The sequence below is a fragment of the Rothia sp. HC945 genome, from assembly GCF_051370785.1.
Classification (GTDB): Bacteria; Actinomycetota; Actinomycetes; order Actinomycetales; family Micrococcaceae; genus Rothia.
The window spans coordinates 618,749-630,111 of the sequence record NZ_JBFCSN010000001.1 but is presented as its reverse complement, the minus strand read 5'-3'; the positions used below and the strand labels follow the sequence as shown (position 1 = coordinate 630,111).

Annotated in this window: 7 protein-coding genes; 5 read left to right on the top strand and 2 right to left on the bottom strand. The window is 64.9% G+C overall.

What is annotated here, in order from left to right:
• Window positions 1-105 precede the first annotated feature (105 nt).
• On the bottom strand, window positions 106-1,137 hold the full coding sequence (locus AB0Y14_RS02725) for a 3-oxoacyl-ACP synthase III (protein ID WP_436587728.1): 1,032 nt from the start codon (window positions 1,135-1,137) through the stop codon (window positions 106-108).
• A gap of 250 nt (window positions 1,138-1,387) precedes the next feature.
• Here AB0Y14_RS02725 and smc point away from each other — a divergent pair, with 250 nt between their 5' ends.
• Window positions 1,388-5,005 carry a chromosome segregation protein SMC gene (gene smc / locus AB0Y14_RS02720; protein WP_436587727.1) on the top strand — a complete coding sequence of 1,206 codons (3,618 nt, stop codon included), beginning with the start codon at window positions 1,388-1,390 and terminating at the stop codon, window positions 5,003-5,005.
• 9 nt (window positions 5,006-5,014) lie between these two features.
• On the opposite strand, the gene AB0Y14_RS02715 is transcribed toward smc, so the two are convergent.
• Window positions 5,015-6,307 carry an MFS transporter gene (locus AB0Y14_RS02715; RefSeq protein WP_436587726.1) on the bottom strand — a complete coding sequence of 431 codons (1,293 nt, stop codon included), beginning with the start codon at window positions 6,305-6,307 and terminating at the stop codon, window positions 5,015-5,017.
• Between the two features lie 94 nt (window positions 6,308-6,401).
• Between AB0Y14_RS02715 and ftsY the strand changes: the two genes are divergently transcribed.
• The 4 genes from ftsY to AB0Y14_RS02695 all read left to right on the top strand — a co-directional run bounded on the left by ftsY (window position 6,402) and on the right by AB0Y14_RS02695 (window position 11,335).
• Window positions 6,402-7,505 (top strand): signal recognition particle-docking protein FtsY, encoded by a 1,104-nt coding sequence (gene ftsY / locus AB0Y14_RS02710; protein WP_436587725.1) that lies wholly within the window; start codon window positions 6,402-6,404, stop codon window positions 7,503-7,505.
• A 248-nt stretch (window positions 7,506-7,753) separates the two neighbouring features.
• Complete coding sequence (locus tag AB0Y14_RS02705) at window positions 7,754-9,073, top strand: ammonium transporter (RefSeq protein WP_436587724.1); 1,320 nt, start codon at window positions 7,754-7,756, stop codon at window positions 9,071-9,073.
• Window positions 9,074-9,249: 176 nt separating this feature from the next.
• Window positions 9,250-10,833, top strand: a complete 1,584-nt coding sequence (ffh, locus tag AB0Y14_RS02700; protein WP_436587723.1) for a signal recognition particle protein — start codon at window positions 9,250-9,252, stop codon at window positions 10,831-10,833.
• Window positions 10,834-10,843: 10 nt separating this feature from the next.
• Window positions 10,844-11,335, top strand: a complete 492-nt coding sequence (locus AB0Y14_RS02695; protein WP_436587722.1) for an NUDIX domain-containing protein — start codon at window positions 10,844-10,846, stop codon at window positions 11,333-11,335.
• Window positions 11,336-11,363: the final 28 nt, after the last annotated feature.

The following is an 11,363-nucleotide window of genomic DNA, read 5'->3' as shown; positions in this document are numbered from 1 at the left end:
ACTCCAGGCCAACGCTTGAGCGGGATCGGCCCAGGTCGTGGTGTGGGGCGAGTTGTCCGGTTCGCGGTGGCCATGAATACCTCTTTACGTGCTGTGGTCCTGTTGCTACCAGTCGATTTCCATGAGGGCGGTGTTCAGACCCGACCCGACACCCATGCACAGGACGCGCTGCCCCGGTTTCAGGCGTTCTGCCTCCAGTGCGAGCGTCATGGGCAGCGCCGCCGCCGCAACATTTCCCCAGTAGGGGAACGTCACGGGAATCCTGTCACGCTCGATGCCGACGGCGTCGATGATCGCGTTGGTGTGAGAGGTCGAAATCTGGTGCGTGACATAGGAATCCATGTCCGTCCAGTCCCAACCGTCCTCGTGAGCCTGTTCCCACGCGTCCGTGACGAGTTCGAGACCGTACTTCAGCAACCCGGTGGCGTCCGTGCTCATGCCCTGTCCGGCCTCGCCGCCGATGCAGAGGTCCTTGTGCTCCGTCCCGGCGCGGGAGATCGAACCGAGAATGCGGTGGCCGTCCGGGTGTCGATCCGCTCGCCCGACGACGGCGGCCGCGGCGCCCGACCCCAGGGTCAGCGTCGCGAACTGTGCAAGGACGTCGTCACGGGTCGATGCGGACTGGTTGAGCATGTTCAACGCCGTCTCGTGCCACGGCGAGGGGTCCTCCCCGCACACGATCAGGGCGTAGTCGATCGCACCGGCGTCGATCATGGAGGAGGCGACCGTCAGACCATTGACGAACCCGAGGCACGCGTTGGTCATGTCGAAATTCAGCGCGTGACGGGGCAGGCCGATCTCGTGGTGCACCCCGACGGCGACGGCCGGCTCGAAGTTGTCGCGGGTTACCGAGGTGTTGATGAACAGACCGATGTGCTCCGCCGAGATCCCGGCTTCCTCAAGGGCAGCACGCCCCGCCTGGGCTGCCCCGTGCTCGAAGGAACTGTCGGCCGACCACGAGCGTCGCTCGCTGATGCCTGCCAGACGTTCCAGAAGACCCTTGGGCATCTTGAGGCGCTTGTACGTGTCTGCCAGCTGTTCGTCGAAGTAGGAAGAGGGCAGTACCTCTTCGGCCTCCACCTTCGTCACTGAAAGTAGTGCGGAATTGCGATGGTGGATAGACGAGTTAGCGGTCAATTAAACGAGCCTTCATCCGTAAGTCTGTGGGTCTGTGTCGAGAACACCGAGGGCGGCACTCGAGGTACTACTCTACAACCAGGATTCTGCGTGTCCTGCGATTTCACCCTTGACAGAAAAGTTCCCCGGGTGGGATCGCGCACGCCACTCTTGTCAGGGTGAGGCCTGCAGGTCGCGATACAGTGGGCCGTTGTGGCTCAGACTGCGAGACCACGTGGAAGTCGGACGGACCGGTAGGAAAAGAGGCGATGTGCACCTCAAGACGTTGACGGTCAAGGGGTTCAAATCCTTTGCATCAGCCACTTCCTTCGAGTTCGAACCTGGGGTCACCGCCGTGGTCGGCCCCAACGGCTCGGGCAAGTCGAACGTCGTCGACGCCCTCTCCTGGGTCATGGGAGAGCAGGGCGCAAAGTCTTTGCGCGGCGGAAAGATGGAGGACGTGATCTTCGCGGGGACGTCCGGTCGCGCGCCACTGGGACGTGCGCATGTATCGCTGACGATCGATAATTCCGACGGCGCCCTTCCGATCGAGTACTCCGAAGTCACGATCTCCAGAACACTGTTCCGTACCGGTGGCTCCGAGTACGCAATCAACGGGAACTCCTGCCGTCTGCTGGACATCCAGGAACTGCTCTCCGACTCCGGCCTGGGGCGGGAAATGCACGTCATCGTGGGGCAGGGGCAATTGGACCGCATCCTGCACGCCACTCCGGAGGAACGACGAGGTTTCATCGAAGAAGCCTCGGGCGTGCTCAAGCACCGGCGTCGCAAGGAGAAGACTCTCCGCAAACTGGCCTCCATGGAAACCAACGTGTCCCGCCTGGAAGACCTCACGGGAGAAATCGGCCGTCAGCTGACTCCGCTGGGGCGGCAGGCCAAGGTGGCACGCAGGGCCCAGAGGATTCAGCACGACGTCCGAGACGCTCGGGCCAGGCTCTTCGCCGACGACTGGATCCAGGCCTCGACCGCGTTGGACTCGGACGCCGACGAACTCCAGAGGCTCCGGGACCAGCTCGCGGAGCGCGAGCGGGCCCACGATGAGATCACCCGTATCATCACGGAGCTCGAGGCCGAGGCGTCGTCGTTGAGTCCCCAAGTCACCCGGGCCCGCGATACCTGGTACTCGTTGTCCCAGATGCGCGAAAGGTTCGAGTCCCTGACCCAGCTGGCCCAGGAACGGCTCCGGACCCAGTCGACGCCGGTGGGCCGGGCACATCTGCGCGATCCGGAGAAACTGCAGGAGAACGCGGACCGCATTGCTCGGGACCTCGAATCCACCGAGACATCCGTGGACAAAGCCCGCGAAGACCACGAGTCCTCGGGCAAGACCAGAGCACAGAAGGAAGAAGCGGCGTCCGAAGCGGAAGAGCACCACGCCAATCTTCTCGCCGCAGCCGCCGAACGGCGAGAGAACATTGCCTCCCTCCGTGGTGCCATGGCCACGGCCCGGTCCGAGCACGAAACCCTCGTGGCCCGTCGTGAGGAACAGGAACGCGAAGTCGAGGCGGTGGACCGGCGACTCGAGGAATACCGCAGCCAGCTGGCCCAGCAGACCGAGACGTCCGGGCCGACCGAGGAGAACACCACGGCGGCCTCCGAGGCTTCCGAGGCCGCACACGCCCAGACCGAGACGACTCAGGCCGCCCTGGACCATGCTGCATCCCGGCTGAACGCCGTGAGACGAGACCACGACGCCGCTCGGGCACGAGTTGAAGCACTCGAGGAATCCCTTCCGGCGGCGGACGCGACGGAGGCAATCATGGATCGCTTCCGCGACCACGTTTCCAGGGTCCGGGAGCGTCTGACCGTGGACCCGGATCACGCCGCCGCCATCTCGATGGCGATGGGCGCGGTCGCGGACGGTCTCGCTCTCTCCGAGGGTGCTGGCTTCGAGACGGTTCTGGAGGAAGCGCGCTCTTCGGACCTCGGCGTCGTCAGCCTCCTGCTCGAAGGGGAGAAAACACGGACCGCGGAGGGCGAGGACCCCGGCCCGCCGGACAGCGCCTTCGGCGCATACCTCGAGGAACTCGCCTCGAGCGGCACGGACGTCGTCTGGGCCCCTCGAACCATCACAGGCGGTGCATCGGCCCGGGAGGTTCAAGCGATCCTGAGCCGGTGCGCCGTAGTTCCCGACGCCGCATCGGCCGCCAAGCTGCGCACTCATCTTCTCTCCGACGCCAACGCGTCCGCAGTACCTTCCGGATGGAAGATTGTGGCGGGGGACGGAACGGTCCTCGAGGAGCATCAGGCTCGGGGCGGAAGCTCCGGCGGCACGTCCGGTCTGGAAATCAGTGCACGGATCGAGCTGGCAAGGGCCAAGGTCGACGAGCTCGGGCAAGAATTCAGCGCCGCGGAGAAAGCACACGAGCAGGCCTCGGAAGAACACCGCGCAGCACGCGAGAAGGCGCGCACCGCCCGCGAGGAATTCGCACGGATCAGCCGGGAATCGACCGCGAGCGCCGCGGCGCTTTCCCGGGCCAGAACCTTGGTGACCTCGACCGAGGAAGAGGCCGAGCAGGCTCGGGCGCGCCTGGAGGAGCTGAAGCGGCAGGAACCCGAGGCCGCCGACAAGCTCAAACAGGCGGTCGGCGCGGTATCTGCCGCCCTGGAGCTCCAGGACCAGGACGGCGGCGAGGCGCTGGAACGAGCCGAGCGCATTCGCGACCAAGCGGTCGAGGAAGCGAAGACCGCCCGGACACGAGAGACCGAAGCCTTGCTGAGCCTTCGTGGCGTCGAGGGGGAGATCGATCAACTGCGGCAGAGGCACGACGCCGCCTTGCGCACGGTGGCCTCGGAACGCGCCGCCCACGCCGAGGTCGAACGACAGGAAACGCGCCGAAAGGCCCAGTACTCGGCCACCAGCAGGGTCCTGTCGCTGATCGGCAGGGTCAGCGAGCGCATCAACGCCTCCTCGGAGCTGGCCAGGGTCGAACGGGAGAACATGCAGACCAGGCGTGCCGGCGTCGAAACGCGACTGGCGGAGGCACGTGAGGAGGAGAAGAAGCTCCGTGAGGAGCTGGACTCGACTCGGGCCAAGGCCCATTCGGGTGAGCTCGAACGGGCCACGAGGGAGGCAAAGCTCGAATCCCTGCGCGAGACGATTCTCGAGGAACTGAGCCTCACCGCCGAGACCCTGGTCGCCGACTACGGTCCGCACCTGCCCATCCCTGTCCTCGATGAATCGGGCGAGGTCGCAGGGGAGGAGCCCTTCGTCCGTGCAACGCAGGAGAAACGGCTGGGCACGGCGCGCAAGGAATTGAAGTCGCTGGGCAAAGTCAATCCGCTGGCCCTCGAAGAATTCGCTGCCCTCGAGGAACGGCATACCTATCTCGTCCAGCAGCTCGAGGACCTCAAGGCCTCGAGGGCGGACCTGGAAGAGCTCATCCGCGATCTCGACGACCACGTTCGAGACGTGTTCACCCAGGCGTTCCACGACACCCAGGAGCAGTTCGTCCAAGTATTCTCGACCCTGTTCCCGGGCGGCGAGGGCAAGCTCGTCCTCACGGATCCGAACGACATGTTGTCCACCGGGATCGAAGTCCACGCCAAACCCGCGGGCAAGAAGGTCAAGAGGCTGTCCCTGCTCTCGGGCGGTGAAAGGTCACTGACCGCCATTGCTATGCTCGTGGCGATCTTCAGGGCCCGGCCCTCGCCCTTCTACGTCATGGACGAAGTCGAGGCGGCGCTCGACGACAGAAACCTGGGGCGGCTACTGACGATTCTGCGCGAGCTGCAGACCAGCTCCCAGCTGATCATCATCACGCACCAGAAAAGAACCATGGAGATCGCGGATGCCCTGTACGGCGTCTCGATGCGGGGCGACGGCATCACCCAGGTCATCTCGCAGAAGCTCGCCGACCTGCGCTGACCTGATTCCTCAGGCCGACGTCGGAAACGAGGTCCTGGGCGTCAGCAGGAAAACGACCCCGGCAACCGCCAAGAGGCTCCCCGAAATCACGAACGCGACTCCGAAACCCGCGGCGTCGACGACCGTGCCCAGAATGATCGGCGCCACGATCTGACCGACGTCGGCACACGCCTGGTAGGCCGACATCACGTTCCCACCCGACCGGCGGGAACCGACGACATCGGTCAGGGTGGCCTGCATCGACGGCGTATACAGCCCTGTGCTGAGTCCGGCTAGGAGGCACAGGACCCAGAATCCCCACGGTCCCGGGGAGAACCCGACGACTCCGGTCAGCAGAGCGGACAACCCGAGACCCGTGACCAACAAAGGCTTGCGTCCCCACCTGTCCGACATCCCGCCGAACACAATCTGCGATACCGCGGACCCGCCGGCGAAAATACCCAGGGCGATTCCCGCAATGCTTGAACCTGACCCGAAGCCCTGTTCCGGGGCGCCGACGGAAACCGCCAGCGCCGTGGCCAAGAGCGGAATCAACGCGACGCGGGCACCGAGATTCGCCCAACCGTGGACGAAACTCGTGACCAAGAGCGAGCGATAGCTCCCGACGCCGAAGGCCTGCGAGAACTTCATCGGCAGAAGCACGGAGCCCGTGCTCGTGGCCGGCGGCGCGGGGCGAAGCTTCCAGGCGGCAACAACGATGGCCAGGAGGAGGGCAAGCGCGTAGATCACGAAGGGCGCTCGCAGTCCCCACGCGGCCGTGAGGCTCCCGATCACCGGCCCTATGATGCTGCCCAGCATGAACGAGGTCGCATAATAGCCCGAGACCTTGGCCCGGATCGTCGGTGGCGCCAACCTGGCGATGAGACCCATGGCGGAAACGGAGAACATGACCGAACCGACCCCGCCCAAACCGCGCAGGACGACCAGGAAACCGTAGTCCGGAGCGAAGGCCGTTGCCGCGGAGGACGCCGCGACCACACCCAAGCCCGTCAGGTAGGTTCGGCGCTCGCCGATGCGAGACATGATGGGACCGGCCACCGGCGCCCACACGACCCGCATGAAAGCGAACGCGGACATGACGGCCCCGGCCGCGGCCGCACCGACGCCGAAGGACGTCGCGAACTGGGGCAGGACGGGGGCGACCACGCCGTAACCGGCGGCGATCACGAATGCGGCCACCACCAGGACCTTGAGGTCAGCGGGTACACGCTGACGCCCCGGGGCATCCTTGCTCCGTCTCGGGTTCCCCTCCGATTCTCGGTGGCCGTCGGGGGAATTGTTCTCAGGGGGTGGGGCACTCACCAGAGGCACCTTACTCGGGGCGCGGTTTTCGGGCGAGAGATGAACCGTCCACAGGGCACTGCTGGGAGCCGAACAGGTATGGCAAGCTGGAAATGTGAATGACACACTCATCCTGATTCTGTACATCCTGGCCGGCGTCGTGGTCCTCGGCGGCCTGGCCTTCGTGTTCCTCAAGGGCCCCAAGGCTCCCAAGGGCGGTTACCCCGAGACGCGGGACGAGGACGACACGGCTCCTCCCGCCGGAGAGAAGACTGAACCGGGGTACGAAACTCCCGCTCCCGTGGCGGGGCGCCTGCAGAGACTCCGTGCGCGTCTCTCCAGGTCCAATTCGATGCTCGGCAAGGGTCTCCTGGCGTTGCTCTCGAGAGAGAAGATCGATCAGGACGTCTGGGACGAGATCGAGGAGACTCTGCTGATGGCGGACCTCGGGTCCGAACCGTCCCAGCGTCTGGTCGAGGCGCTCCAAACCCGCGTGCGCGTCGAGGGCACCGATGACCCGGTGCGAGTCAAAACGATGTTGCGCGAGGAACTGCTCAAGATCGTCGACCCAACCATGGACCGCGAGCTCGGCCTGGACGGAGAAGGCGAGAATCCAGGCGTCGTGCTGGTGGTCGGGGTCAACGGCGTGGGAAAGACCACTACGGTCGGCAAACTTGCGCGAGTGATGGTCGCGGAAGACAAATCATTGCTGCTGGGCGCGGCCGACACCTTCCGCGCGGCCGCGGCGGATCAGCTCGAAACCTGGGGCGGCCGTGTCGGTGTGGAAACCATCCGTTCCGAACAAGAAGGTGCCGATCCGGCGTCGGTGGCCTATGAGTCTGCGGCCGAAGCGAAGAAGCGCGGCGTCGACACCCTAATGGTGGACACCGCGGGCCGCCTGCAGAACAAGGCGGGGCTGATGGACCAGCTCGGCAAGGTCAAGCGCGTGGTCGAGAAAGTCTCGCCGGTCACCGAGGTCCTGTTGGTCATCGACGCGACGACGGGCCAGAACGGCATGGTTCAGGCCAAGGTTTTCGCCGAGGTCGTGGACATCACCGGGATCGTGCTGACCAAACTGGACGGCACGGCCAAGGGCGGCATCGTTGTGGCGATCCAGAACGAGCTCGGGGTACCCGTCAAGCTCGTCGGACTGGGGGAGGGACCGGACGATCTGGCCCCCTTCGATCCCGAAGGCTTCGTGGACGCGCTCATCGACTGACAGAGCCCGTCTCCTGGGTGCCACACTCGGGGCGCGCGGCCCGGCAGATCCGCATCAGAGCGGTATCGGCCGGGCCGTTGTCGTGTCACAGGACGGCTCTCGCTTTTACTTCCTGGAAACATGCGCGGAAAGACGTAACACGGTAGCAATCCGATCGGAGGCCGGTAGAAACATGGCCGACGCAGACTGAACCCCGTATTCCTTCGGGCACGGGCCCGGAGAAAGCGCACCGTGAAAGGGAATCGGTCATGAACCAATTGTCCGCAACCGACGTATGGACCGTCGTCGCCGCCGCGCTCGTTCTGCTGATGACGCCCGGACTCGCCTTCTTCTACGGCGGCATGACCAGGGTCACCGCGGCCCTCAACATGATGATGATGAGTTTTGTGTCCATCGGCCTGGTGGGAGTGGTCTGGGTCCTGTGGGGATCCTCGATGTCGGCAGAACCCGGGTGGATCCCCGGAATCGTCGGAAGTCCGTGGCGGGACTTCGGACTCGGTGAATCAATGGCCAGCGGTGACCTGATGGCCGCCGGATTCTCCGGGACCTTTGCCATCATTACCGTCGCCCTGGTCTCGGGCGCCATCGCGGACCGGACCAAATTCGGCTCCTGGTGCCTCTTCGTTCCCGTGTGGATCACTTTCGTCTATGCACCCCTGGCCTTCATGGTGTGGACGGATGGAGGCCTCTTTGCCGCGGATGGCTGGATCGGCTCGGCCCTCGGGGAAACCATCGATTTCGCCGGAGGCCTCGTGGTCCACGTCAACGCGGGTGTCGCCGGGCTCGTGCTGTGCCTGGTGCTCGGGGTGCGTCGCGGGTTCGGCAAGGACGCGGACCACAGGCCGCACAACCTGCCCTTCGTGATGCTGGGGGCCGCACTGCTGTGGTTCGGCTGGTTCGGATTCAACGCCGGAGCGGCGGCCGATGCCGCGGAAGCGGGCCTGATCTGGATCAACACCCTGGTGTGCCCCGCCGCGGGCATGCTCGGTTGGCTTCTGGTGGAGCGGCTGAGGGACGGACACCCGACGTCGTTGGGATCGGCATCGGGCATCGTCGCAGGCCTGGTCGCCATTACACCGGCTTGCGCGAACGTGGACCCTGGGTGGTCGATCGTGCTCGGTCTGGTCTCCGGTGCGGCATGCTGCCTTGCGGTCGGGCTCAAATTCCGATTCGGGTACGACGATTCCCTCGACGTCGTGGGCCTGCACCTCGTGGCCGGCGTCATCGGCACGGTGGCTCTGGGATTCATCGCGACTGACGACCACGGTCGTGCCGGTCTGTTCTACGGGGGCGGAGCGGGGTTGCTCGTCGCCCAGGTAGTTGCCACGATCCTCACGGCCGTCTTCACCGCGGTCATGACCTTTGTCATCGCCATTGCCGTGAAGAAGACCATCGGATTCCGGGTCACGCCGGAGGACGAGGAGCGAGGAATAGACGCGGTGTCCCACGCGGAAAGCGCCTACGCGTTCCTGTCCGGCGCATCCGCCTACCCCGGGGACCGGGACCGGGCCGCTGTCGCGGAGCATCGTGTCCCCGACGGAGGGCAGGGAAAACACACTGCGTCGTAGGTGGTCAGGGGTGCGGTCGGGGACGCGTTCGCGCTGTGGAAAAGCTGCGGTCCGTAGGGAGTCGGCGGTGCTAGTCTTGGAGTCCGAGCGACCAACCGCGGCCGGCGGTGCCCCAGGCGCGTCCGGCCCGGAAAACACAGTACCGATACGACTGCATCGAAAGTAGACCACGTCACGTGTTCAATTCTCTGTCCGACCGCCTAGCATCGACCTTCAAGAACCTGCGCGGCAAGGGCCGCCTGTCCGAGGCCGACGTCGACGCCACCGTCCGCGAGATCCGACGCGCCCTTCTGGATGCCGACGTCGCGGTCCCCGTGGTTCGTGAATTCACGGCATCGATCAAGGAACGCGCAACCGGTAGCGAGGTCTCCGAAGCCCTCAACCCGGCCCAGCAGGTCGTCAAGATCGTCAACGAGGAACTGCAGGGCATCCTCGGCGGCGAGACCCGACGCATCAACATGGCCAAGACCGGGCCAACCATCATCATGCTGGCCGGTCTGCAGGGTTCGGGCAAGACGACCTTCGCGGGCAAGCTCGGCAAATGGCTGGCAGCCCAGGGGCACAAGCCGATCCTCGTCGCTTCTGACCTTCAGCGCCCGAACGCCGTGACCCAGTTGCAGGTGGTGGGGGAGCGTGCCGGTGTCCCGGTCTTTGCCCCGCACCCCGGCACGACCAGCGAGTTCGACGATCCCACCGGGGACCCCGTCCAGGTTGCCCGTGACGGTGTCGCTACGGCGCGCGCCAAGTTGCACGACGTCGTCATCGTCGACACCGCGGGTCGACTGGGCGTGGACCAGGAGCTCATGAAGCAGGCGCGCGACATCCGCGATGCCATAGTTCCGAACGAGGTCCTGTTCGTCATCGACGCCATGATCGGTCAGGACGCGGTCAACACAGCCCTCGCGTTCAACGAGGGCGTGGACTTCACCGGTGTCGTCCTCTCCAAGCTGGATGGCGACGCCCGAGGCGGTGCCGCGCTTTCCGTGGCCTCCGTGACGGGCAAGCCCATCATGTTCGCCTCGACGGGTGAGAACGTCTCCGACATCGAGCAGTTCCACCCGGACCGGATGGCAAGCCGCATCCTGGACATGGGCGATGTGCTGACCCTGATCGAACAGGCGGAGGCCAGCTGGGACAAGGCCGAAGCCGACCGGATGGCCAAGAAGTTCCAGGATCGTGAGGACTTCACCTTCGAGGACTTCCTGTCCCAGATGCAGCAGATCCGCAAAATGGGGTCGATGAAGAAGATGCTGATGATGATGCCCGGTGCGGCACAGATGCGTCAGCAGCTCGAGAACTTCGACGACCGAGAGATCGACAGGGTCGAGGCCATCGTCCGCTCGATGACTCCTCACGAGCGGGTCGCTCCCAAGATCATCAACGGATCCCGCCGTGCGCGCATCGCCAAGGGCTCGGGCGTCACGGTTTCCGAGGTCAACCAGCTCATGGAGCGGTTCGGTCAGGCGCAGAAAATGATGAAGAAGATGGCCTCCGGTCAGGGCGGGGGAATGCCCGGAATGCCTGGCGGAATGCCGGGAATGGGCAGCGCCGGCGGGGGAAAGAAGAACCGCAAGGGCGCCAAGGGCAAGAACGCCAAGAAGGTACGGTCGGGCAACCCTGCCAAGCGCGAGGCGGAGCTCAAGGGCCAGGCACAGAAACCGAAGCAGACGAACGGTTCGAGCTTCGGAAAGCAGCAGGACTTCGACATGGACTCGATGAATCTGCCGAAGGGCTTTGAGAAATTCCTCGGGGACAAGTAGACCTGGGTCCATGGCTAATACTTACTTGTCCGAAGAGGATTTCAGAGCTTTCGTCAATTCGTTGCCGCGACGCCGCATGGCCGCCGGAGCACTGATCACGGACGAGTCCGACCGGTTGCTGGTCGTCAAGCCGAACTACAAGGACGGCTGGGCCCTACCGGGCGGAACGGTGGAAGCCGGAGAAGCGCCGCAGGACGGTTGCTTCCGGGAGGTCCTCGAGGAGGTCGGCCTGGATCTTCCGCGCGGCCGCATGCTCCTGGTCTTTCACGGCCTCAACATGGGGGACTGGGGAGACTCGGCCTATTTCATCTACGATGGCGGCACGATCCCGGCGGACACGAGGATCACGTTGCAGGAAGAGGAACTGACCGATTACGAATTCGTCGAGCTGAACCGGCTGGACGACTACCTCGGTTCCGGGTTCTCCGACAGGCTCAGGCAAGCTCACGGAGTCAGGGAAACGGAAGCGGTCATCGAACTCAGCTCCGGCCAGTGGAATTGATGTCGCCCGAAGACCCGGGAACCGGTCT

What these genes read in the sequence shown, in the direction of transcription:
- AB0Y14_RS02705 (WP_436587724.1), top strand. Translation starts at nt 7,754, where the DNA reads ATGAACCAATTGTCCGCAACCGACGTATGGACCGTCGTCGCCGCCGCG.
- AB0Y14_RS02695 (WP_436587722.1), top strand. Translation starts at nt 10,844, where the DNA reads ATGGCTAATACTTACTTGTCCGAAGAGGATTTCAGAGCTTTCGTCAAT.